The following is a 24,300-nucleotide window of genomic DNA, read 5'->3' as shown; positions in this document are numbered from 1 at the left end:
TCAATTGCTAGAATGATTGATATTAGGTTTTTTTATCAAAGTCTAAACTAATTTTTGGCAATATCATTCCATAATGTGCGACCCCAACTGCTTAATGAAAAATATGGCGTTGCTCAAGAGTATGTATGATATTAATTTTAATTACTTAGGAGTCAACCCACCCCCACCCCTCCCAGGAGGGGAAGTCAGGAGAACTGAGTCAGGAGAAAGAAAAGTGTTTTTCGGTCAATTAAGTAAAGACAACATCTAATTTTGCTATTCAAAGAATGACTCTTAATTTACCTAAATTACTTATTTCATACCTCAAATCACCAATGCCAAAAATACTATATTAATTAATTATTTGCTTCTTCACAACTTAACGATCTAGAATTTCAACAATTAACAATTATTAATTAACAATTACCTCTCCTTTTCAAGACAAGAAAATATTATGGGTAGAAGAGTTTTAATCAGTATTTGTGGTGGTATAGCAGCTTATAAAATTTGTGAAGTAGTTTCTACTCTCGTAAAATCTGGTATCGAGGTGCGAGCAATTTTGACAGATTCTGCTCAACAGTTCATTACACCTCTAACTTTATCCACTCTCTGTCGTTATCCAGCTTATACAGATCGAGATTTTTGGCAGTCTACTCACGGACGTCCATTGCATATTCAGTTGGGTGAATGGGCAGAAATAATAGTCATTGCTCCTCTCACAGCAAATACTTTGGCAAAATTAGTATACGGTTTAGCAGATAATTTGTTGACTAATACAGTGCTGGCTTCTCGTTGCCCAATTTTATTATCTCCGGCAATGAATACTGATATGTGGGAACAACAGACAGTACAGCGAAATTGGCAACAAATATTGACAGAAAAAAGATATTATGGTATGAATCCAAGTATGGGAATATTAGCTTGCGATCGCGTTGGTCAAGGCCGAATGGCGGAACCAACAGAGATAATCACAAATATAGAATCTTTGTTATATACAGCAGGCAAAAGAGATTTAGTAGGTAAGAGAATATTAATTAGCGCGGGTGGAACGCGAGAACATTTAGACCCTGTGAGGTATATTGGCAACCCTTCTACGGGTAAGATGGGTATAGCTTTAGCTAAGGCGGCATTGCATCGCGGTGCAAGTGTTACTTTGGTTCATAGTATTTCGGGAGAGTTGCTGTTATCAGGGATAAAAACTGTGGAGGTAGTGAGTGCTGCTCAGATGCGACAAGCAATGTTATCTCATTTTACTGAAGCAGATATAATTGTGATGAGTGCGGCAGTAGCAGATGTTAAACCTGTTGAGTATAGTAGTGAGAAATTGCCAAAGCGATCGCTACCAAATTTATTACCTTTGACACTTGTACCGGATATTGTGGCGGAGTTAGGGCAGTTAAAGCAGCGCCAGCAATATTTGATTGGGTTTGCAGCACAGAGTGGAGATATTGTTACACCTGCGTTGGAGAAGTTGCAGGTTAAAAATTTAGATGCTATTGTTGCTAACCCTATTGACCGAGAGGAAGCTGGTTTTGGTAGTGATACAAATCAAGGAATTTTTCTGGATGCTGAAGGTCGTCGGCGAGATATTCCGTCTTGTAGTAAATTAGAAATGGCTCATAGGTTGTGGAGTTTTGTCTTGGAGAGCGGGGGATGGGGAGATGGGGAGCTAGGGATATAGGGGGATGGGGAGATTAAATATTGATATCAAATCCGGTAGCAGTAGTTGAAGGTGTGGAACTGGGAGTTATAGAAATCGGATTATTTTCTACTACTGAACTAATATTATTGTTTGGTTGATTAAGATTAATTTTTCCTGTATCTGTAAAGACTTCACCTGTATTAATTTTACCTACTTCAGTGGTCAGATTAATATTACCACTTCCTTGAGGATTAGTGGAAGTAATATTACCTGTATTTATATTATTTCTAGCACTAATATCAATGTCACCAGCAGTACCTGTTTCTGCTTGAGTCGTAATATTATTTGTATTAACAGAACCTGCCTAACTATTAACAGAAATATCTCCAGTATTATTATTGCCAATAGAACTAATATTACCTGTACTTATATAGTCTATTGCTACAATATTTATATCCCCAGAATTTCCAGCTTTGGCAATTGTCTCAATATTATTTGTATTAACAGAACCTTCTTGACTATTAACAGAAATATATCCACTATTATTATTGCTAATAGAACTAATATTACCTGTACTTATATCCCCTTCCGCATTAACATCAATATTACCTGAGTCTTCTGAGTCACCAAGTGATTCAATATTTCCCGTATTTACCTCCCCATTATCGCTACTAACCTCTATGTCCCCAGTATTTTCTCCACCACTAGAATTAATTTCCTCAGTATTGATATCTTCTTCCCGCTTCGACATTAATATCATCTGAGTTGCCAGAGTTGGTGCCAACAGAACCTGAACTTAATCTCCCACCAGTAGTATCAATAGTATCAACTGCATCTAGAGTTATGTCTCCCCCACTACCCAGAAAAGAACCAGAATTTGAATTTATGGCGTTGAACAGTGACGAATGATTTGATATTTTTGATTGAATTGGATTGTGGATTAATCAATTGCTAGAATAATTAATATTAGGTTTTTTTTAGTCAAAATCTAAACCAATTTTTGGCAATATCATTCCATAATGGGCAACCCCGAATTTATACTACTTGTGAAAATATTACCTCCACTTGTGAGAGTAATTTCCCCTGCATCTCGGTCTCTAGAACTAGAGTCAAGGCGATCAATAGTAGTATCAATGTTTCCTCCTGCTTGAATATTAATATTTCCTCCATTTCCACTTTCGTTAGATGAGGCCAGTATTTTTTCAGTAAAAATATTACCCTCTGCTGTCAAGGTGAAATTTCCTCCAAAGGAGATGGAGGAACTAGCTTGTATTTGATTCGCCCTAGTATCAATATTGCCTCCTTTGGAGTTACTGCTCCTTGAAAATTTGCACCCTCTAAATGTGCTCCCTTAAAATTAACACCTGCTAAATTTGCGTTCTCAAAGTCAGCTTTTTCTAAAATTGCTCCCTGTAAATTAGCTCCTCTGAGTATTGCTCCTGTCAAACGACTGTTGCTTAACTCAGCATTTGCTAAATTAGCACCTTCCAAATTTGCATAAGTTAAGTTTGCACCTTGGAAATTTCCATTAACCATCTGAGCTGCCTGAAATTTTGCATCTTGAAGATTAGCGTGTTTTAGATTAGCTCGTGTCAGTTTTGCACCTTGTAAATTTGCCAACATTAAATCAGCATTTTGGAGGCTAGAATCATTCAAATTAGCCTCTCTAAAATCAGCATCAGGACTTACGCAAATTGACCTTTAAACCACCATCTATAGGGGCAAATGGCATTTGCGCTCCGCAAAGCTCCGAATGGCGCCCTCGCTATATGCAGAGTCTCTGCGTAAGTCCTGAGCATACTGAAGTTTGGATTAATTATTCGGTAATATTTTTTCTAATAGTTAATCTGAGTTGAAAACATTGAAAACTATGACTCCTGACTCCTGATTCCTGATATCATGTCCGCTGGTATCGTTTGTGTAAACCCAAGGGTGAATATCTACAAAAAATTTCAGGTTTTTTGGACTTTTAAGTCTTCTATTCTAGATAACTAAAGCCTTCTTCCCTCTTCACTTCTTCCCTCTTCCTTCTTCCTTCTTCCTTACCTTTACAATAACGATGCTACCGAACTTGATATGACTCCTAGCTGCCAGGAAAATATTACAACTTAAATAGGATTTATATATTCTCTATTCCCTTGTTCAATCCCTAAATTTTGACTAGACTGCCAACTTTTATAAGTTTCTGTATCACTAATAATATTAATATTAAATAAATCTATTCCCTCTTGCTCCAATAAAGCCAAAATTGCCAAATTCAATTGGTCATAAGAGCTATAATACTTATCTAAATTGTTAGTATATCCAATTACTCTAATCACGCGAGCATTTCTGTCCAATCCATCAAATCTCACCAGACAAGAATTATCTAAAATGTCAATTGATTTAGGAATTTGTCGAATTTTCTCATTAATATCGGCTATTTTCTGAGCTGAAATTCCGTCAATTTTAATGAATAAATCAATAGCTGCTTTCCGATTTTCAATTGGCTGTTGGCAGAAATTTTTGATGTTGCCATCAATCATTTTAGAGTTAGGAACTTTCTGGATAGCTCCCTTAAACTTTAAATAAATTGTTGTACTTCTAATACCAATTTTCGTAACCTGCCCCAAAACACCACTTGGTAGTAAAATCAAATCATTTTCACGATACAAGCTGTCACTGTAAATTACAACTGTAGCTAACCAATCACTAATAACATCCTTAAATAATAAACCTAGCGTTAAACCAGCGCCACCGACTAAACCAAAGATTGCAGTAACAGAAGTTCCTAGTAATAATTCTCCTGCTTTTAAGCCAAAAATTAGGATAGCAGTAAACCTAAATAATATCGGAAGATAAGGGCTAATAATATCATCTAATTCAGTCTCAGTTTTAGCTGATAAATTACTAAAAAATTCTCCTAATATCGGAGAGATACGGTAGATAATTAGTGAAACATTACCTACTATTGCTAAGTTAATAATTCCTGTGACTATTTGATTTAATTGGGGAGAAATAGAATCTGTTAATATTAATTGTAGAATCCACAATCCAAGTATATAGATAAACCACCCTATCGGCTGTTTAACAGATGCAATTAATTGATCGTCAAGGGTAGTTTTTGTATTACGAGTTAAAGCCTCAACTTGCTTAATTAATATTATGCTGAATAGTTCTTTTAATCCTAATATTCCTATTAAAGCCAGAGCAATAAAAAATATTTTTATTGCTGGTATATCTAGAATTGTAATATTTATGAGACTTTGCCAAATTTTTTCCATGATTAATAAAGTCAGATTCCTTGAATAATTTAGTAGTTTTTAAGTTAATAGATAAGTATTTAGCATTCAGCTATTTTTTAGTTTTAGACAAACGGTTGGCGATCGCTCCTATCTAAATAAAAAAAATTTATCTCAAAGTTAAGTAGGATTCAAAAGACACTCAGAGATCGCTCCCCATATAATACAACGGTGGGCGATCGCCATTTCCAGCAAAACTTAATTGCTTAATAATTTCCAAGGATAATTTTCCTTTGTTATCATCATTTAATGTGCTTTAGATAGACTAAATACTACACAAATATAAATTATCTATGCTAACCAAAATTAAAGATTTAGCAGCTACCCTCGCCCCCCGTATGATTGAAATTCGTCGTCATATTCACTCTCACCCAGAGTTAAGTGGCCAAGAATACCAAACGGCTGCTTATGTTGCAGGTGTATTGTCTTCCTGTGGTCTTCATGTACGGGAGTCTATAGGTAAAACTGGTGTTCTGGGAGAACTCAAAGTTAATAATAATAATCAATGGTTGGCTATTCGTACCGATATGGATGCTTTGCCGATTAAAGAATGTACTAATTTAGATTTTGCCTCCCGTAATCCTGGCATTATGCACGCTTGCGGTCACGATGTCCATACAACTGTAGGACTAGGAGCGGCAATGGTATTATCTGAATTGGGAGAACCCTTACCAGGTAATGTTCGGTTTCTGTTTCAACCAGCAGAGGAAATTGCCCAAGGTGCAAATTGGATGATTGAAGATGGGGCACTTGAGGATGTACAGGGAATTTTAGGAGTCCATGTTTACCCAACTATTCCAGCGGGTTCGGTGGGTATTCGTCACGGAGTACTTACTGCTGCTGCTGATGATTTGGAACTGACAATTATTGGGGAGTCTGGTCATGGCGCCCGTCCCCATGAAGCTATAGATGCAATTTGGATTGCTTCTCAAGTAATTACTAATTTACAGCAGGCCATTAGTAGAACTCATAATCCTTTAAGACCTGTAGTGTTAACAATTGGTAAGATTAGTGGCGGAAGAGCGCCAAATGTGATATCTGACCAAGTAAAAATGTGGGGAACTGTGCGATCGCTTCATCCAGATACCCATAAGGTTTTACCTGCATGGATTGAAAATATTGTGGCTAATATTTGTGGTTCTTATGGCGCTAAGTATGAACTAAATTATCGTCAGGGAGTACCGTCTGTGCAAAATGACCCAGCATTGACTCAGTTGGTGGAGTCTGTTTCTTTGGAAGCTTGGGGGAGCGATCGGGTTTGTATTTTACCTGAGCCTTCCCTCGGTGCGGAAGACTTTTCTATGTATCTGAAGAAGGTTCCAGGTATGATGTTTCGTTTGGGAGTGGGACACAAAGATAAACCTAATTATCCTCTGCATCATCCTCAGTTTGAGGTAGATGAATCCGCTATTGTCACTTGTGTGGTTACTTTGGCTTATGCTGCCTATAAATATTGGCACAATCGCCATTTAGGCCATTAAGTCTCTGGTTGGGGAGTAGGGGAGTGGGGGAGTGGGGTAGTGGGGGAGTAGGGGAGTAGGGTAGTGGGGGGATGAGGTAGTGGGGGAGTAGGGGAGTGGGCGAGATTAAATATTGAAGTAATTATAGAAATATAAACACCGTAGAAGATGTCAAATTAAGATGCTTTTAGATATCCAGTTATTAACGCTAGAATAAAAGTAGTAATTTCAAATCAACGGAGTTTTCTATTGAACTCCTTTTTTTCTTACTTACAGCACTTTTGAGGAAGGGTGATGTACATTTATAAGACGACTATTTATACTAAAATCGGGCGATCGATAGGACTAATATTTATGAAGGTAAGGCAGAAGAAATCTATGCTGAAGGGAGACATAGGAATTTGAAAAAAGTGATGCATGATAACCGGATTTAATATTATTCCTATATTCCCTATTCCCTGTTCCCTAGAGCAATAAAATTTTGTACTTCATCAACTCCAAAACTGCTGTAATTAGTTAATAATTATAATTTTTAGGAGAAATATTGTGCCATCAGAACAAGACGATCGGATTAAACAATTATTTATATTAGAAGCAGAAGAACATTTAGTTACTCTAGAAAATGGGTTGGTAGATTTGAAGTCTACAATGTCAGATTCTGAAACTATTAATGATATGTTTAGAGCAGCTCATTCTGTAAAAGGTGGCGCTGCTATGTTAGGAATGCATAGTGTACAAAAGGTAGCTCACCGTTTAGAAGATTGTTTCAAAATAATCCGCGAAAATCCTGTTGATATTAACCAAATAGTAGAGTCTCAATTTTTAAAAGGATATGATACTCTCAAAGAGTTAGTAGAACGTCTGCAAGGTCCCTATGGTTTGAGGGAAGAAGAAGGGCAAGAAATTGTTGATAATGCTTTGCCTATTTTTTCAGAATTAGAAACTAATTTGAATACTTTAGTGAGTGGTGGTACTGTTTCTCAATCTACTGCTTCTGGAAATGGGAAGACAATATCTAAATCTAACTTTGCTCAAGAAGTTAAAAGTAAGTTAAAAGAAATGTTGGAGGTGTTTAAACAAGCAGATTCTCCTGACTCGAGAAAACAGCTTACAGAGGTTTGTAATGGTTTGTTGAAGTTGGATGAAAATACAGAAATTTGGAATACTTTAGTTTCATATTCTCAAGAGGCGATCGCTGGTTCTAAATTGTCTTATCAAATTTTAGCTCCTGTAATTATTAAAGAGCTTAATCAAGCAGGTGAGTTGATTGAAGCAGGAAAAGTACAGGAAATAGTGGCGAGTCAAGACCTTAAGGAAATAGCAACAGCTTCTGAGCAGAAAAAAGTAACTTTGCCAAAAGACCCTAAAGAGGTAGTTAAATTAATTATTAAAAGTTTTAATCATAAGCAATTAGAAGCGATCGCTAGATTATTAGTTAAGCATGTTAAGTCGTCAAAAAAATAATTGAAAGAGGGAACAGGGGTCATTTCAGTTATCAGTTATCAGTTATCAGTTATCAGTACCTCTGGCTGTTTGCGCAGCATGATTTAGGAAAGCCTTGGGATTGAAATATTGATATTAAAAGGGGAGGCTTCTGACCACGATTTTTCGGTAATAATTGATTTCATTTTTGATTTTTACCGAATAATTAAGATGTAAAGCCTCTCCTTCTAAAGAAGAAAGAAGAAAAAATTTTCCTTTGAGTCAATTCTCTTCTTTTCAAAGAGAGGTAATTGTTAATTATTAATTATTAATTATTAATTATTAATTGTTGAACAGATGTCTAATTTAGATTCAATCTAGTCTTTCATATTACAATTGGTTGTAGTGTTAGTCCCCATCAACTTATTCCTTATTCCTCCCCCCGCATCATCGCTATGCTTTATAAACATCTTTCTTAACATAAAACGTAGACATTATAGACAAATTATGTTCGAGACTTTAAAAGCCTTTTTCTAGAGAGAAAATGTATTTAAAAGTACATTTATGCAAGATAACTCAAGTAGTTTTACTTAGATACTATGACTATTTCTCCCTTCTCCCCTGCTCCCCTTCTCCCCTTCTCCCCTTCTCTCCGTGTCTCCGCGTCTCCGTGTCCTCTCTCCCCTGCTCCCCTTCTCCCCTTCTCTCCGTGTCCCCGTGTCTCCGCGTCTCCGTGTCCTCCTGTCTGAGGAGTTCCTTATAAGGGATAGCTTTCAAAGGGGGGTAAGGGGGGATGCCTTCTTCCTTCTTCCTTTTTCCTTCTGCCATACTTTCATCAAGTTTACGCAAAGCATGATTAACTTTTTCTTCTAACTTTTGAAACTGATGTTGTCGTAGGTCGCTCCACTCTGGTAATTTATTAATAAACTGCTGTAAATCAATAATCACACTTGTTAAATCGTTAATTTGCTGTAATTCTGGTCGCTGTTTAAACTGCTGAGAAATCATTTCTAGTTCTGTTTGTAACAGTTTAATAGTTTGCTCCTGAATATTAAATCGATTAGACAAACTTTTCATCGTTTCCAGCAAAGGTTTAATCTTGATATTTTCTGGATTATCTTCTAAGTTTTCAGCAGTAGATTCAAACACAGCTATACTATTTTGTAACTGGGAAATCATTTGGGAAATTGACTCTTGATATTGCTCTAGTTTTCCAGTAGTCTCAAGTTTAATTACTTTAATTTGTGCTGCTAATTTATGTCGGTTAACTAAATTAATTAACAGAGAAATCAAAACACACCCTACTGCATAAATAATTGGTTTATCGAATATATAATTTGCAAAAATTCCTACAATAGAAGCAGTAATAAAAATATATTCAGCAATTTCTAAAAGACTACGACGATGGAACATATTTATATATTTTTTAGTTTACTTCTAAAAATTATTATATAGCAGAAGGAAGAGGGAAGAAGGAAGAAGGAAGGAGGAAGAAGGAAGAAGGAAGAAGTAAGAAGGAAGAAGTAAGAAGGAAGAAGGAAAAGTATTACTTTGTCTGAGTTTTAAATTTTTGAACTGTCCTAACCTTTGCTTCGATTGCTATAATACCAATGCCCAAAAGTAACGCTATACTTAACAGGAATTACGCACGGACACTAAATAAAGTGAAAAAGAATGCTATTTACCCCTACATATGGTGTAATTAGGAGATAGTTGGATATATTTGTCGATAGTGATTTTTCTGCTATCCCCCCTGCCTTTTATGCTAATATCATGTCCGGATAATTAGTGATAAAAAAACCATTACCCTTGGAACTTTTCTTTCCCTTCTGCCTTCTGCCTTCTGCCCTCTGCCTTCCTTCTTCCAAAGTGTAAGTATTTAACCGGACATGATATAAGTTATTGAGGGTTTTCAACTAGGACTCTGATGATGAACCTCAGACAGGGGAATGTTTTCCCTCCTGTTCCCTGTTCCCTGTTCCCTGTTCCCTGCTGTAGATAAAGAAATTCGTGAAGGATTATTTTTTCCTGAGCTAATAGTTATAGTAATAATTTTTGCGTCAATTAATTGTACTTCTTTTGGCGGTTTATCTATGCCAGGATTAATTAAATATGCAGGAAAACAAGCTGCACTTAAACTCAGTCGAATAGCATTACCTTTCTCAATTTTTATACAAGTTGGCTGTAAAGATATTTTCACTGGTAGATTGTTAGAAACAACCTTGATATAACCTTGGGTAAAATTATAAACATTGCCGTTTGGTTTAACTTCAGATAACACCGCCGAAAGGTCAAAACTACTGGTATCTGCTGTACAATATACTTCTACATAAATATTTCCAACTATGTGTAAATCTTCTGTTAAAAATTCAGAAGTATAAGTCAAAATATCGGTACGACAATCTAATTCTGAACGTTCAAAAGAACCTGCTGGAAATGTGGCATGACCACCTAATACTGGAACGGGTCGCCAAGGGTCATGCACGAATATATCATCAGTAGAAATTTCAGGACAATTATTGTTGAGTGTTCCTGAATCTTCTCTCATATTTGCAAGTCCTGTACTAGCTAAATAATAGAAGCGATTATTATTACTCGGCCAAGAATTAAAATTACGCCATTCGTTACTTCCCATCTCAAATAAAGAAATAGGCGATCGCTCTAATATTCCTGTATTTATTCCTTTGAGAAATTGGTCGAACCATAATATTTGTAAATCATCTATAGGGTTAGAAGCTGCCAAACCATAATTTACAGTTCCTAGTTTTCTTCCCCAAGGAATATGAGACCAAGGACCTACTATTAATTTTTGTAGGAATTTACTACGACAAGATATTTTTTGATAAAAATTAATTGTGCCTCGTAAATAGGTATCAAACCAACCACCAATATGTAACATTGGTAGGTCTACGTTTTCTAGATTTGGTGATAGATTTTTCCAGTATTCACTAGGTTTATAATTTTCTAACCATTGATGATAAAAAGAGTCTGATGCATACTTATTCATTACTTCCGACAAAGCAGGAATTGGAGTCGAAAAAGACAAATTTTTAGCACCTTGATAAAGTTCTTGATAAGCTTCTTCATCTCCTCGTAAACGAGCAGTTTCTGTTGCTAGTTGAATTGCCCAACCCAAGTTAGTTTGTAAACGAAATGCTCCTCCTTCATAAGCCAATTCTGAATATAAATTATCAGCAATCATAGCAGGACAAATTGTTTTTAAAGCAGGAGGTTTAGCACTAGCAGCATATAGTTGAGTCATGCCTTGATAAGAGAATCCATACATCCCTATTTTGCCAGTGCTACCTGGTAAATTTGCTGCCCAATTAATAGTATCAATTCCATCTTCAATTTCATGGGCAAATAGTTGAAATTCTCCTTCAGATGTACCTCTACCTCGTACATCTTGAATAATCACAATATAACCATGGGAAGCATACCATTTTGGATGAGCGTAGACTACTGTAGAAGCGATCGCTCTGCCATAAGGTTGTCGCATTAATAGTACTGGAAATTCACCTTCTGCATCAGGGCGATAAATATCAGCGTCTAAACGTACTTCATCTCTGGTAAATATTGAAGCTGTTTCTTTGGGTAAAACTTTCATTTTAATATTGAGGCTGAATAAATGTATGATTTTACAGGAATTAGGAGGTAGCTCCATCAAGTATTGATGCTTAATTTATTGTCTAGTAGTGCACTGACACAGCTTAAATGGTGCATTAGAAAATGGGGGGATGGGGTGATGGGGAGATGGGGTGATGGGGTGATGATGAAAAAAGCTAATGCACTACTTTAGGTGTGTCGGTCCAGTAGGGTGCGTTAATGAAATGTAACGCACCATCTAGATTTTAATTTTCTTAGTAATTAACAATTAATACCAAATCCGGTTTAGCACTTACCAAAAATAAATTAACTATAATTCATATATATCAAGCTTTTCTCAATCATAAATTGTGGTCTATAGTAATCGAATTTGGTATAATAACTGCTTCTATTGAAAAATAAGAGAATTGAAAAAAATATTTTTATTATTTTTTATCTTTTATTCTGTAAAGTTGACTGTAGATCAAGACAGACAAGTAATAAATTTCATAATTCTGTGTAGCTTCACACACAATTGATATAACGGAGGATAGAAATCAAAATATTTTTGAGTGCTAATTAAGCAGATATAATATCAATTTTTATCATTTTCTTTGTGGGTTTAATACCCCACCGTCTACACGGTGTTCAAAATTACTTGGGGGAGCGTAGACGCGGAGCGGCCCTTCGTTGACTATCCCCATGTAATTTTCCTCCTGTCTCCTGTCTCCTGTCTCCTGTCTCCTTCTTCAATTTTAATTTTTGGCAAAAGGAAACAGAAAAAAGAGAATTGAGGAACGGGAATTTTGGGTAATATTTTTCTTCTTTCGTCTTCCTTTTTTATAGCAGAAGGAAAAAGGCGTTTAGTTATCTAGGAGAAAAGGTTGATTATTGATATACCGTTGTTTTATATCATTTCCGGATAAGAGCGTGATCAAAAACTTTCTCCTTTTCCTCCTGTTTCTTCTTCTTTCTTCCCTCCTGACTCGGTCCTCCTGACTCGGTCTTCCTCCGTCGTTTATTTATAAGTATTCAACCGGACATGATATTAGATATTCCATAAGTCAAGAGTAGTCATGGTAGTTACTATATCAAAAGATGATTTTTGATATTGGGTTTAATACCCCGCTGTCTACAGGGTGTTTACTAATTAATAATTAATTGTTGAAAAGCTTGTTGGGGTTTGAGTCCCCATCCGCTGTTTGCTTCTTCCTTCTTCCTTCTTCCTTCTTCCTTCTTCCTTCTTAAATACAACTTGAACGAGAAAGAACTTGCATATCTTCTTCATCTAAATCTACTGGTATTCCACTACGAATTAGTTCGGCAAAATCTTCATTTGGCACCATAATACATAAAGCATAAAGACGAGTTAAACCAGTATTTTCTATGACATGAATCCCTGTTGGTGGTACTAGAATACTATCACCAGCACGAATATTAACAGATTTTCCGTCACATATTGCCTTTCCTTCTCCTTTAATAATAAAGAACATTTCTACCGCTAAATTATGTCGATTGGGAGGAGTTTTTCCCCCCACATCAAAAATTTCTAAACATACAGTTAAAGAAGCATTGGCAATTACAGGATCGAAAATAATTGCTAATCGATTACTATCTAGGGGACTAATACGATATGCTTGATAATCTTGGGGAGATTTAAGGACTGGAATCATGCATTGAGTAATCATTTTATTCTGGGTAATAGTGTTAACTTATTCAGGAAATTATTGATTATTTAGCTGTAGATTTGTTTAGACACCAGTGGCATCAGAGCTACTTATATTGGCATGAAATTTTATATTTTTATTTTGGGGTTAATACCCCGCCTTATACAGGGTATTTACAATTGATTGGGATTTGAGTCTGCATCCACTTTTTCCTTTTTATCATTTTCTTTGTGGGTTTAATACCCCACCGTCTACACGGTGTTCAAAATTACTTGGGGTTAGAATCCCCATGTAATTTTCCTCCTGTCTCCTGTCTCCTGTCTCCTGTCTCCTTCTTCAATCCTTCCTTCTTCCTTCTTCAAGGTTTTCATAAGGCAGGAAATAAAAGGTTTTTGGGAATCTTGCTTTTTGTTAGACCTTGATTTTTTTGCCTTCTTAACTGATATCTTTTTTTGAGTTTCGTCTCTTTTTAAGCATAGCTACAAAGTGCCAATTTTTTGTAATTAGTATTTGACAAATATGAGACTTTTCCAAAAAATATTTATTATTTAATAGCATCCAAAATAGCATTAGAATTTGTGACAAACCCGAAACATTGTTTCACATTATAAATAGTAGCTTGCCAACAATATTCAGGGGAAGTGGTGGCAGTACAGTCTGAAACTAAAATGCAGTCATAACCAAGGAAATTTGCATCTTGTAATGTTGCCATTACACATTGGTCTGCATTCACTCCCGCAAACAACAGAGTTGTTTTGCCCATATTTCGCAGGATGCTATCAAGAGGAGTATCCCAAAACCCACTCATCCTATATTTACTCACGCGAATATCTTCTGGTTGTTGCTCTAATTCATCCACAACTGCTGCTGCCCAACTTCCTTCTATCAGTACGGGGGCATTATTTTTTGGCAGTGGGTCGCCTAAACCTACACCTTTACCAGTGGGGTTATAAACATGGCGTAACCCAGCGCTGATATTCAGTAGGTCGGAACGGTTTCCCCAGTTTACCCAAATTATCGGGATGTTTTGTGATCGCAATTGTGGTAAGAAATTTATTAGTGGTTGAATGGGAGACCGTGCAGGTGTCACATCTACGCCTATATGAGCTAACCAACCATCAGGATGACAGAAGTCATTTTGCATATCTATGACTAAAATTGCTGTTTTGGCTAAATCTAGTTTAATGGTTTTGGTATCAGTTTTGACGACAATGGTTTTAGTGGGAAGAGGAGGACGAGTAATATCTGCAGTTGTCTCATCAACTGCCCACGCATTGGGTGGTATACCCAGAGTTTCAAGGGAGGAATTCTGCATAATATTATCTGGTGAATTTATCTATAAAATTACAAAGAGCATAGATGATTATTATATGCTCTTTCTTATTTTCGTCGATCATATATTATTAGTTGTATTACTTAATAAATTTTTAATTTCTCTATTATTGTTTGGTTTATTTTTATTTTCAAATATTTGCATTGTAGATTTAGAGAATAAAATTTTTAAGCAACAATAATATTTTTGTCACTTATGATTATTGGGGAAATATAAAAATTTTAATTTTATCCTATAAAATTTATTTGATAAATATTTGCTATAAATATCTAGGCTATTTCTGAGGAGTCAGAATAAATGGCTTCAATATCATTTTTTAGGTCGGAAATTATTTTTTTAGTCAAAGGGACATCTCCTGCACCTGTCTTTTAATCGCCCTTATTATTCGTAAAATTATTTTTTTTATGGTATAAAATTTATTTGATTTTGAATTTTTTTATTTGGATTTTATTTTTCATGTTTGGTAATACTTGAAAACTAAATTTTCAAGTTAATTTTTTTGATACTCTGAGTTCAAAGTCTATATATACAGCCATCCTATTTCAGTTGCAGGTAAAAATCTCTTTGAATTTAGGAAAAATGGAATAGGAATAAAAGTTTCAGAGTTTTTATGTATCCTGATATTTTTGACAAATCATTATTATTTCATAAATTATTTCTGTATATATCTCCATAGACATGATAATTTTATTCAGGTATTTCTTAATAAAATTAAGGTCAATTTAAGTGACTCATAGATAATCCCAAGTTGCTTATTTTACTGTTAGCCTTAGTCTTTTCAAAAGCTTCATATAGTTTATCTTTTAGGTTTCCAGTATTCCCAGTCCATTGTTAGCTATTCTAATTTCTACTCCATAGGATTCAATAATTGAAGTCGTAATAGTAATTCGATTTGGATTTTGCAGAATTTCTTGATAAGTTTTAAATTTTTTATGGTTATATTCTTCTAAATAATTAATTGTATTTACTAACAAACTCATAAAAACTTGATTTAAGGTATTTGGATAACAATTAATCTGAGGTAAATTTCCACAATTTTTGACAATTTAAATGGCTGGACGCTGATGATTAGCTTTGAGTCTATGTTGTAAAATTGTCAGAGCATTATCTATACCTTCGTTAATATCAAAAGCTACTTTTGAAGTACTATCTGCTCTAGCAAAACTTCGCAATGATACGCTAATTTTGCTGATGCGTTCGCTGGTTTTTTTTACGGAAAATAATATTTTTGGTAGCTCTTCAATCAGAAAATCTATATCCATCTCTTCCGCGCCTTTTTCAATTATTAGACCAGGATTAGGAAATTGTTTTTGATATAATTTAATGTGATTAATAATTGCTGTGAGATATGTTTCCGCCAACTTTATATTACCGACAACTATACTAACTGGATTATTTAACTCATGAGCAATACCAGCAACTAATGCCCCAATGTTAGACATTTTTTCACTTTGAATTAATTGCGATTGAGCTGTTTTAAGTTATTCTAAAGATTGATAAAGTTCCGCAGTTCTTGCCTGTACTTTATCTTCCAGTTCGGATGCAGATTTTTGCAATTCTATTTCTGCTGCCTTCCGTTCTGTTATCTCTTTTTGTAAGCGTATATGTATATTGATTCTAGATAAAAGTTATTCGGCTTTAAACGGTTTAACAATATAGTCTACAGCTCCTAAATTTCAACCTTTTATTTTTTCAGTAGATTCAGAAAGTGAAGTCATAAAAATAACAGGAATATTTTTAGTGCTTTCTTAAGCTTGCAAGTAACTACAAACTTCAAAACCATCTATTCCTAGCATGATTATATCTAGCAAAATCAAATCTGGTAATACATTTTTTACCTTCTCAATTGCAGTTTCTCTATCCTCTACTGCAATGACATTAAAACCAGACTTTTTTAATACATTTAATATTAAATGGGCGTTTCGATATTGATTATCTACCACCATAATTGTGTGTTCCTTTTTTTGATTCATGGAAACTCCTTTGATGTTTTTTCTTAGCTAAAACTACATAAGTTTTCGACTTTATTCAGTACGAAACTTTATGAGCATTACCAATAGGAAATCTTGCAGATAAATCAAGATAAAAATGCACCCAATTATTATAAAAAAATCCTTGATTTTCTGGATTAAATATTTTTTGACAAATATAACTAGATTTATTGATAACAAAATCAAAGTAAATATCAGATCATTTATAATTACTTTTTTCCAGCTACTTATTATTTTCCTAAATACTACGAATTATACTCATAAAAAAAATTAATTTTTTATTGTATTATTAATCATGTTAAAATTTTTATTAAAATCAGAGTAATTCTTTATCAAAACTTTTCACAATAGTATAATTACGATTTATCACTTTTTGTATTGAGATAGATACCATGCTGTAAAAATCTCAACTATGACTACTAAAAATCAGAATATTTAGGAGTATTAACCCATTGCGTATTATCATCCAAGGTTGGCGTTTTTTACCCCATTCTTATGCGATCGTAAATCAATTCCAACTACTAGAAATGCTGAACCGAAAGCATCTACAAATTTATCATCAGGATATGCCTTACATTAGCAAAAATTGGCAACCCGTCACAGGTTTATTTCCTCCTGATGCAGAAATAGCATTACGCAACATCCCCAAACCATCTCCTCAAAAAACTGCTGATGCCACATTACGAATATATGCTCCCTTTAATCTCAGTTTCTCCACAAGCAAACGAACAGCAGTTTTTGCCTGCACCGAATGGGGTATTGTTAGTAAATCTATTGTTAACGGAATGGGTGTAAAATCTTTTGCAGAAGCTCATGCTCAAGGAGATGCAATTATTATTACCCCCTCCCACTGGTCAAAAGATGGGTTTATTCGTAGTGGTGCTCAAGAAAGTCGTGTTGCTGTTGTCCCTCTTGGTGTCAACCCTGATATTTATCATCCTTTACCAACTTCTCAGAGAACTATTCTCCGCCAAAAGTTGGGCATTAATAACTATTTTGTGTTTCTCAATATTGGGGTGATGTGCAATAGTAGTCAAGGAGTGGGACGTTTACTCAAAGCATTTGCCATCATTGTTGAGCGCTATCCAGATACTAAACTTATCCTTAAAGGTAGGGATGCTATTTTTCCTTCTAAAGATTCTATTCTCAAAGCTAGCAAACTTGCACTCACTAATACACAGATAGAAAAAGTGAAGTCTAGAATTATCTATGTTGGCGAAACTCTTTCATTTTTTGAACTCGCTCAACTTTATCAAGTTGCTGATGCTTATGTTTCTCCCTATTTAGCTGAAGGTTTTAATTTGCCAGTATTGGAAGCAACAGCTTGTGGTTTGCCTGTAATATGTACAAAAGGTGGCCCGACAGATGATTTTACTAACTCTGATTTTGCTTTAAAAATTGATAGTAAACTCCAGACTAATTATACAAGGGATGGAGATACTCTCTGGTGTGTAGTACCAGAACAAGAGCATTTGATTGAATTAATGCAAACAGTTATTGAAAAATCTTTATTATTAGACCATGCTCGTCAAACTGGACCGAAATGGGTTCTTCAGCATTTTACTTGGAAGCAAGTTGTGGATCGATTATTAGATGTGCTTATTCCGTCTGTAAAATTTGGTAGACCGACTTTTGAGCCAATTATTCTTTAGAAAAGAGGGAGTAGGGAGTAGGAAGTAGGGAGTAGGGAGTAGGGAGTAGGGAGTAGGGAGTAGGGGGAAATAATTGATATATCTAGTCCAATAATTGATTTTATTTTTTATTATTGGAGATTTCTAGTGGGCAATATTAATTTAGTTTTGAAATGTTAGAGATTTTTGGTGACTTCATTTCTGTTGCGGGTTAGTTTTTGAGAGATAGGAGATAGGGAAATCAGGCAGTTTTCTCTCACCCCTTTCTTGAGTGTGTCCTTATTTCTGGGAAACCTACTAATTACCCACTAGCTTTCGGCCTAACTAAGTCTAAAACTAAGCTCCTATTTCTCAGTATTTGCTCTGTCCATAACTTTTTAGCGTTGAATAAAAAGTCATGCGAATGGGCGAGTTCACCCCAATAACATAATACTACCACATTTTTTTTGATTGTGGGAAGGCAATAGGATTCCATCCTGGGGTTCTGGGTGCTTCACAGGATGATGATTTTAACCAGTAGATAAATCTTCAGTTTACCGAATAATTAAGGTTTAAACCCTCTCCTTTAAAGGAGAAACAATGAATTAATTTTCCTTTTATTCAATCCTCTTCCTTTTAGGGACAGGTAATTATCAATTATCAATTATCAATTATTGAACCACTAGCTTTTGCCCCAACTCAGTCTAAAACCAAACTCCTATTTCTCAATACTTCTTCCCTAGACAACTTTTTTGCGTTGAATAAAAAGTCATGCTTATGGGCGAGTTCAGCCCAATAACATAATACTACCACATTTTTTTTTGATTGTGGGAATCCTATTGCCTTCCATCCAGGGGTTTTTTGGTGCTTCACAGAATGATGATTTTAACCAGTAGATAAATCTTCAATCATAGAAACTCATAATTAATAGACATCTCTAGAAAATAGGGAGTAGGGAGTAGAGAGTAGGCGGAAAGAATTAATGATTTATGTACGAGAATTAATTTGATTTTTTATTACTGGAGATGTCTAATCAAGTTGCACTTGTTAAGCTGATAACTTTATATTTAATTTTTTATTATCAAACAGGATTGGGTCTAAAACCCCGCCTTTTAAGGCGAAATATTTTTGGAGAGTTGCTCAAATCCCCTACTTCCCCTCCTGGGAGGGGGAGGGGCGAGGGGTGGGTTAACTTCTGACTTCTGACTTCGTTAAAGATACCCTCAATTTTAGAACATGAAAATTGATACTATAATAATTGTACTTCTGGTCAACAATAAACATTAAACTAACTTAACAGGACAATTATGCAATCAACAACAACTCAATCAAATACCTCAAATATGGATCTGCCAAAAAGTGGTTTACCAGTAACAATAATTACAGGTTTTCTTGGTAGTGGTAAAACTACTTTACTGAACCATATATTGCAAAATCAACAGGGTGTAAAAACTGCGGTTTTAGTAAATGAATTTGGAGAAATTGGTATTGATCATGAATTAATTGTTTCTACCGATGGAGATGACACAATGGTCGAACTTAGTAATGGTTGTGTTTGCTGCACTATTAATGAAGATTTAGTTAATGCTGTTCATCAAGTTTTAGACAGACCAGACAAAATTGATTATATAGTTGTAGAAACGACTGGTGTAGCTGACCCATTACCAGTAGCTTTAACTTTTTTAGGTACTGAATTACGAGATATGACTCGCCTAGATTCAATTATTACTTTGGTCGATGCTGCTAACTACAGTCTTGATTTGTTTAATAGTCAGGCAGCACATAGTCAAATTTTTTATAGCGATATTATTTTGTTAAATAAAACTGACCTAGTTGAGGAGAAAAATTTAGACTTATTAGAAGTGAAAATTAGAGATGTTAAAAAAGATGCGAGAATTATGAGGACTAGCCAATCACAAGTAGCTTTGCCGTTGATTCTCAGTGTGGGTTTGTTTGAGTCGGAGAAGTATTTTGAAATAAAAGAAGAAGCTCATAGCCATGACCACGACCATGAACATCATCATCACGACCATGACCACGACCATGAACATCATCATCACGACCATGACCATGACCATGAACATCATCATCACGACCACGACCATGACCATGAACATCATCATCATTCCAACCATTTAGAAAATGATGGTTTTACTTCTATTTCTTTTCAAAGTGATAAACCTCTTTCTCTTAAGAAATTCCAAGATTTTTTGGATAATAAATTGCCTGCAAATATTTTCCGAGCAAAGGGAATTTTGTGGTTTGAAGAAAGTCCTCTACGACATATATTTCATTTGAGTGGTAAGCGGTTTACTATTAATGATGATGAGTGGAAAGGTACTCCTAAAAATCAGTTAGTTTTGATTGGTCAAAATTTAGACCATGATGAGTTGCGATCGCAATTAGAGGACTGTGTTATTTCTTGAAAAGTTAGGAATAAGGAATAAGGTAATAGGTTGGAATTATTTAAATTTCCTACAAACCAAAATATCTTTTTTCTTCTGTTTCTAGGAAGTGCTGTACATTGGATTTTTTCTACGTATAAAAATGATTAGATGGAGGTTAAAAGCAATGTTTCAACATTAGGAATTAGGAGCTAGAGAAATAGAATAGGGGAAAAAGGTGGAAATGTGCCACTATATTCACCATCTACCTATCTCCCTATATTTAAGTACATAAAGTACATAAATAGACATCTCCAATAATAAAAAATTAAATCAATTATCGTACAAAAATTATCAATTATTTCCCCCTCCATACCTCTTCCCTATTCCCTCTTTTCTGGAGATGTCTAATATAAATCTCATAATAATAAAAAATTAAATCAATTATTGCACTCTTATTCATCAATTCTTTGCCTCTATGACCTACGGACGTTGCATGCAACGTCCCGATCGCCTACTCCCTCTTTATTTGGAGATACCTAAAAGATTCCAAATGGGTTCTAGACATTGATTATGCTTAAAGAAAAGAATTAGGAATCGGAAAAATTATGACTCAATATTCACCCCCATCACAATTGAGGCAATGCAAGTAAGGTTTAGTCTATTAAACAAGGGAAGTGGTAGACAAAAGTAAGTATTATCTACTCCTGACTCCTTTCCATTGAAGATTAATTAGGGCTTGCTGAATAAATCTAAAAGTCTTTGCAGATAAAGGTAAGTGCCTTTTTAAGTATCAAAAAGTGCGAGGTTTTAGGTAGTAATGGTTCAATTAGGAGCGGATTTTGGTCAAGATAGGGGCAAAAAAATTCAGGGACTATTCTTCCTACTATCTCCTCTATAATTCCCCTAACTCCTAACTCCTGACTCCTGACTCCTGACTCGGTCCTCCTACCCTCACCCATAAGACTTTTTCAGCAAACCCTAATTAATACAATTTATCTGTAAAAATGCGCTTAATAATTGTTGCTCAGACCTGATTACACTAACTATTCTCATCTTTATATTAAGTGCAAATTTATGGATAAATCTTATAAGTGGTAGTGCCAAATTAATTGCACATATTTGACAAAGGAATATATGCGATAAAAAGCAAATATAGATTTATAACGTTATGAGATTCATGTTTAGATTTAAATCCAGAAAGTAGAAAGCTTCTAGAAAGAAGAAGTCACCATAAGTAATTGTCCTCTAGTTAGAGAATGATACTAATTTCGATTTATTATTGTTCTCTAGTTTCTTCTTTGTCAAAAGAAAAAATTATTTTTAACCTTTAACTTTTTTTGTTATGCGAGTTATTATCCAAAGAGTGAATTTTTCTCAAGTCAAAGTAAATGGAAAAATTGTTGGTAAAATTGGTAAAGGATTAAATTTACTTGTAGGTATTGCAACTACTGATACGGAAGTAGAAATAGATTGGATGGTGCGTAAATGTTTAGAGATTCGTTTATTTCCTGACCTAGGTAGTAATAATAACCGTTGGGAAAAATCAGTAAAAGATATAAATGGTGAATTGTTAATCATTAGTCAATTTACTCTTTATGGAGACTGTCGCAAAGGTCGTCGTCCATCTTTTGATAATGCAGCATCTCCTGAAGTTGCTAAACAACTTTACCAGCTATTTGTAGATCGATTAAAATTGAGTTGCTTAAAGGTAGAAACTGGTATATTTGGAGCAATGATGGAAGTTGAAATTGATAATGATGGTCCGGTAACTCTATTGTTAGAAAGAGAAGCTACTTCAATAATTAATAATTAATTAGGGTTTGCTGATTAAATCTAAAAGTATTTACAGATAAAGGTAAGTGCCTTTTTAGAACGAAAAAAAGTGCAACTTTTTAAGCTTGAGCGACCAAAAAGTTAGGATAAAAGGTAGAATAATTGCAGAAAAATCAAGGGATAAAATATCCGACTAACTCCTCTAAATTTCCCATTCCTCCTGACTTCCCCTCCTGGGATGGTCTGGGGGTGGGTTGACTCCTACTTCATACCAAAAAACTTCCATAAGCAAACCCTAATTATCACAATATTTAATAAAACATCTATGAATTAAGCTATTTTTTCCACCACAAAAAATATCTTTATACCTAATTCTCTGTTGCCTATTTACTTTTTCTCAAAAGGATTTTGACAACTTAAATGTAAACTCTATATAAATGCGATAAATAAAATTTCGGGTTGACGAACCAAGATAGGGGTATTTCCACACCATTTTTTTTCAATGGTCGAGACAAAATTAATGTTATAGTAGTATAAGTAATGGATTTACCTAACAGACAGGTGTCATGTTAATATCACAATTGTTAAATTAGGGTAGTTCTAAACTTAAAAATTTAGTTAATATAATTTCAGATTTTAAATAAGGAAAGTTATGGGATTTTTTGATTCAGAAGTAGTTCAACAGGAAGCTAAACAATTATTTGAGGATTATCAATCCTTAATTAAAGTAGGAAGTGATTATGGTAAATTTGATCGAGAAGGTAAAAAAATTTATATTGAAAAGATGGAATCTATTATGGAGCGCTACCGCATTTTTATGAAGCGTTTTGAATTATCAGAAGATTTCATGGCTCAAATGACTATGGAACAACTTAAAACTCAGTTAAATCAATTTGGCATTAGTCCTCAACAAATGTTCGATCAAATGCACACAACTTTAGAAAGAATGAAGTCTGAATTAGAAAAACAGTCCTAATTGAATCAAGATAAATAACGATTTAATATATTAACCACATTATTTCAAACAGTTTTTTGGGAAATTTTTTGAAGTTATAGAAATTATAGAAATAAACAGTTTTTTTTGCTTTTCCAAATGACGGTATGATTTGAACCCATCATTAACTCACTTTCAATCTATAATTATACTTACCAATCTTACCCATTAACAAAGTTATTTTCTTTAACCCAAACTGTTGATTCTAGAAATTAATAAAAACAATTATCTTGCATTTTGTTATTTTTAGCTATTTATGTAGATACATTTTTTTCAAATTATCAAAAATATCAAAACAACTGGAGAGTACAAAGTTATGCAAAAAAACGATTTACTTTCCAGACTGAAAGTATTACTGGGAAAGGCTTACAGTACCTACAACTCTGAATAAATAGTTTTTAACCTTTAGGCCACTGAAAGCCTTAGCTAGTAATAGTTATTCCAAGAACTTCGCACTATACTAGAAAACAAGAATAATTTAGAATTTATTGTTGTACTACTTGGTTTTTAATTTCTTTTTATTTATAGCATTCTCCATTACTGTATTTTACATATCAAAAGCTTAAAATTCAAAGAACGCAAGATTTTTCTTTCTTGCTTCTTCCTTCTGCTATAGCAACAAAAAAAATGCTATTTAAGCCTTGACTCAAATCAGGAAAATTCAAAATAGAACCTATCTTAGAGATACAAACTTATAGTGTTCTTTTGTTTATTTATCTCAACGTTACTTGAAAATCTGCGTTATTCCGAAGGGGAGCGGAGGGATGGAAAAACCAATCAATATTGAGGTTTTCAAAGATTGTGTGCTATGATAGTTAAGTTAAGCCTTCTGGGCTATTAGTGTCTAGGGAAGCCGTCGGGTTGGCGACCTACTGTGGAACTACCTTAAGACCAAAAAGAAGATCGACCTCGGAGGCAGGTGCTATGTTAGCGCAGCTCCTCCGGAGGAGGCAAGAGGAAACAGAAACCCCTAATCAGTGATGGTTAGGAATCATACATTGTCGCCCAAGGGCAACGTCGGGAGGATGTCAATTGATGAATCCCCATAAACAACCATAAGGGGGTTGGTAAGGGGGTGCTGGTTTCCCCACTCCTCCACAGGGTGGGGCGGAAAGCACCCCCTTACATAAATAAATGTTGATCCGCTTCGATCAAGATGTTTGTCTACCTCCCGAC

22 protein-coding genes are annotated in these 24,300 nt (G+C 34.7%); 10 read left to right on the top strand and 12 right to left on the bottom strand.

The genetic code is table 11. The features are described 5' to 3' along the window. Positions 1-73: 73 nt before the first annotated feature. Together F6K06_RS28265 and coaBC are read left to right on the top strand one after the other, a co-directional pair. Positions 74-250 (top strand): hypothetical protein, encoded by a 177-nt coding sequence (locus F6K06_RS28265; protein WP_161564599.1) that lies wholly within the window; start codon positions 74-76, stop codon positions 248-250. 183 nt (positions 251-433) lie between these two features. Continuing rightward, positions 434-1,660: a bifunctional phosphopantothenoylcysteine decarboxylase/phosphopantothenate--cysteine ligase CoaBC gene (coaBC, locus tag F6K06_RS28260; protein WP_124145793.1), complete on the top strand. Its 1,227-nt coding sequence runs from the start codon at positions 434-436 to the stop codon at positions 1,658-1,660. Positions 1,661-1,985: 325 nt separating this feature from the next. On the opposite strand, the gene F6K06_RS28255 is transcribed toward coaBC, so the two are convergent. After that, positions 1,986-2,405 carry a hypothetical protein gene (locus F6K06_RS28255; protein WP_124145792.1) on the bottom strand — a complete coding sequence of 140 codons (420 nt, stop codon included), beginning with the start codon at positions 2,403-2,405 and terminating at the stop codon, positions 1,986-1,988. Between F6K06_RS28255 and F6K06_RS28250 the strand changes: the two genes are divergently transcribed. Next, on the top strand, positions 2,399-2,530 hold the full coding sequence (locus F6K06_RS28250; RefSeq protein WP_275670401.1) for a hypothetical protein: 132 nt from the start codon (positions 2,399-2,401) through the stop codon (positions 2,528-2,530). The genes F6K06_RS28255 and F6K06_RS28250 overlap by 7 nt on opposite strands. A 100-nt stretch (positions 2,531-2,630) precedes the next feature. Here F6K06_RS28250 and F6K06_RS28245 read toward each other — a convergent pair whose 3' ends face one another. The 3 genes from F6K06_RS28245 to F6K06_RS28235 all read right to left on the bottom strand — a co-directional run bounded on the left by F6K06_RS28245 (position 2,631) and on the right by F6K06_RS28235 (position 4,884). Beyond that, a complete protein-coding gene (locus F6K06_RS28245; RefSeq protein WP_124145791.1) occupies positions 2,631-2,852 on the bottom strand; it encodes a hypothetical protein in 222 nt (73 codons plus the stop codon). Next, the gene (locus F6K06_RS28240; protein WP_287241197.1) at positions 2,849-3,316 is read right to left on the bottom strand and encodes a pentapeptide repeat-containing protein; all 468 of its coding nucleotides are present in this window, start codon (positions 3,314-3,316) and stop codon (positions 2,849-2,851) included. Before F6K06_RS28240 ends, F6K06_RS28245 begins: the two co-directional genes overlap by 4 nt. Before the next feature lie 413 nt (positions 3,317-3,729). Continuing rightward, complete coding sequence (locus tag F6K06_RS28235) at positions 3,730-4,884, bottom strand: mechanosensitive ion channel family protein (RefSeq protein ID WP_124145789.1); 1,155 nt, start codon at positions 4,882-4,884, stop codon at positions 3,730-3,732. 311 nt (positions 4,885-5,195) lie between these two features. Between F6K06_RS28235 and F6K06_RS28230 the strand changes: the two genes are divergently transcribed. Together F6K06_RS28230 and F6K06_RS28225 are read left to right on the top strand one after the other, a co-directional pair. Continuing rightward, positions 5,196-6,383, top strand: coding sequence for a M20 family metallopeptidase (locus F6K06_RS28230; protein ID WP_287240966.1), 1,188 nt, complete (start codon positions 5,196-5,198; stop codon positions 6,381-6,383). A gap of 525 nt (positions 6,384-6,908) precedes the next feature. Next, positions 6,909-7,826, top strand: coding sequence for an Hpt domain-containing protein (locus F6K06_RS28225; RefSeq protein WP_287240964.1), 918 nt, complete (start codon positions 6,909-6,911; stop codon positions 7,824-7,826). A gap of 561 nt (positions 7,827-8,387) precedes the next feature. Here the strand turns inward: F6K06_RS28225 and F6K06_RS28220 are convergent. Both F6K06_RS28220 and F6K06_RS28215 read right to left on the bottom strand, forming a co-directional pair. Then, complete coding sequence (locus F6K06_RS28220; RefSeq protein ID WP_287240962.1) at positions 8,388-9,197, bottom strand: hypothetical protein; 810 nt, start codon at positions 9,195-9,197, stop codon at positions 8,388-8,390. A gap of 499 nt (positions 9,198-9,696) precedes the next feature. Further along, positions 9,697-11,391, bottom strand: coding sequence for a CocE/NonD family hydrolase (locus F6K06_RS28215; protein ID WP_287240960.1), 1,695 nt, complete (start codon positions 11,389-11,391; stop codon positions 9,697-9,699). A 66-nt stretch (positions 11,392-11,457) separates the two neighbouring features. Here F6K06_RS28215 and F6K06_RS28210 point away from each other — a divergent pair, with 66 nt between their 5' ends. After that, positions 11,458-11,583, top strand: coding sequence for a hypothetical protein (locus F6K06_RS28210; protein WP_275670425.1), 126 nt, complete (start codon positions 11,458-11,460; stop codon positions 11,581-11,583). Positions 11,584-12,613: 1,030 nt separating this feature from the next. On the opposite strand, the gene F6K06_RS28205 is transcribed toward F6K06_RS28210, so the two are convergent. The 5 genes from F6K06_RS28205 to F6K06_RS28185 form a co-directional block, all read right to left on the bottom strand. After that, positions 12,614-13,057 (bottom strand): cupin domain-containing protein, encoded by a 444-nt coding sequence (locus tag F6K06_RS28205; protein ID WP_192901028.1) that lies wholly within the window; start codon positions 13,055-13,057, stop codon positions 12,614-12,616. Positions 13,058-13,580: 523 nt separating this feature from the next. Continuing rightward, complete coding sequence (locus F6K06_RS28200) at positions 13,581-14,351, bottom strand: cysteine hydrolase family protein (protein WP_124142986.1); 771 nt, start codon at positions 14,349-14,351, stop codon at positions 13,581-13,583. Positions 14,352-15,172: 821 nt separating this feature from the next. After that, entirely contained in the window at positions 15,173-15,349 is a 177-nt protein-coding gene (locus tag F6K06_RS28195) for a hypothetical protein (RefSeq protein ID WP_287240957.1), read from the bottom strand. A 66-nt stretch (positions 15,350-15,415) separates the two neighbouring features. Further along, positions 15,416-15,811, bottom strand: coding sequence for a histidine kinase dimerization/phospho-acceptor domain-containing protein (locus F6K06_RS28190; protein WP_287240955.1), 396 nt, complete (start codon positions 15,809-15,811; stop codon positions 15,416-15,418). Between the two features lie 306 nt (positions 15,812-16,117). Next, complete coding sequence (locus F6K06_RS28185; protein ID WP_124142984.1) at positions 16,118-16,342, bottom strand: response regulator; 225 nt, start codon at positions 16,340-16,342, stop codon at positions 16,118-16,120. A gap of 470 nt (positions 16,343-16,812) precedes the next feature. Here F6K06_RS28185 and F6K06_RS28180 point away from each other — a divergent pair, with 470 nt between their 5' ends. Both F6K06_RS28180 and F6K06_RS28175 read left to right on the top strand, forming a co-directional pair. Next, positions 16,813-18,012 carry a glycosyltransferase gene (locus F6K06_RS28180; RefSeq protein ID WP_124154878.1) on the top strand — a complete coding sequence of 400 codons (1,200 nt, stop codon included), beginning with the start codon at positions 16,813-16,815 and terminating at the stop codon, positions 18,010-18,012. A gap of 1,265 nt (positions 18,013-19,277) precedes the next feature. Then, positions 19,278-20,396: a GTP-binding protein gene (locus F6K06_RS28175; protein ID WP_287240950.1), complete on the top strand. Its 1,119-nt coding sequence runs from the start codon at positions 19,278-19,280 to the stop codon at positions 20,394-20,396. A gap of 710 nt (positions 20,397-21,106) precedes the next feature. On the opposite strand, the gene F6K06_RS28170 is transcribed toward F6K06_RS28175, so the two are convergent. Then, the gene (locus tag F6K06_RS28170; RefSeq protein WP_287309025.1) at positions 21,107-21,316 is read right to left on the bottom strand and encodes a hypothetical protein; all 210 of its coding nucleotides are present in this window, start codon (positions 21,314-21,316) and stop codon (positions 21,107-21,109) included. Positions 21,317-21,699: 383 nt separating this feature from the next. On the opposite strand from F6K06_RS28170, the gene dtd reads away from it, so the two are divergent. Both dtd and F6K06_RS28160 read left to right on the top strand, forming a co-directional pair. Then, entirely contained in the window at positions 21,700-22,170 is a 471-nt protein-coding gene (gene dtd / locus F6K06_RS28165; protein ID WP_124154879.1) for a D-aminoacyl-tRNA deacylase, read from the top strand. A gap of 612 nt (positions 22,171-22,782) precedes the next feature. Next, the gene (locus tag F6K06_RS28160) at positions 22,783-23,106 is read left to right on the top strand and encodes a DUF1825 family protein (protein ID WP_124142980.1); all 324 of its coding nucleotides are present in this window, start codon (positions 22,783-22,785) and stop codon (positions 23,104-23,106) included. Positions 23,107-24,300 lie beyond the last annotated feature (1,194 nt).

The sequence above is a fragment of the Okeania sp. SIO1H4 genome (assembly GCF_010672695.1).
Lineage (GTDB): Bacteria > Cyanobacteriota > Cyanobacteriia > Cyanobacteriales > Microcoleaceae > Okeania > Okeania hirsuta.
The sequence above is the reverse complement of the archived record's forward strand: the minus strand, read 5'-3'. Positions and strand labels throughout refer to the sequence as shown.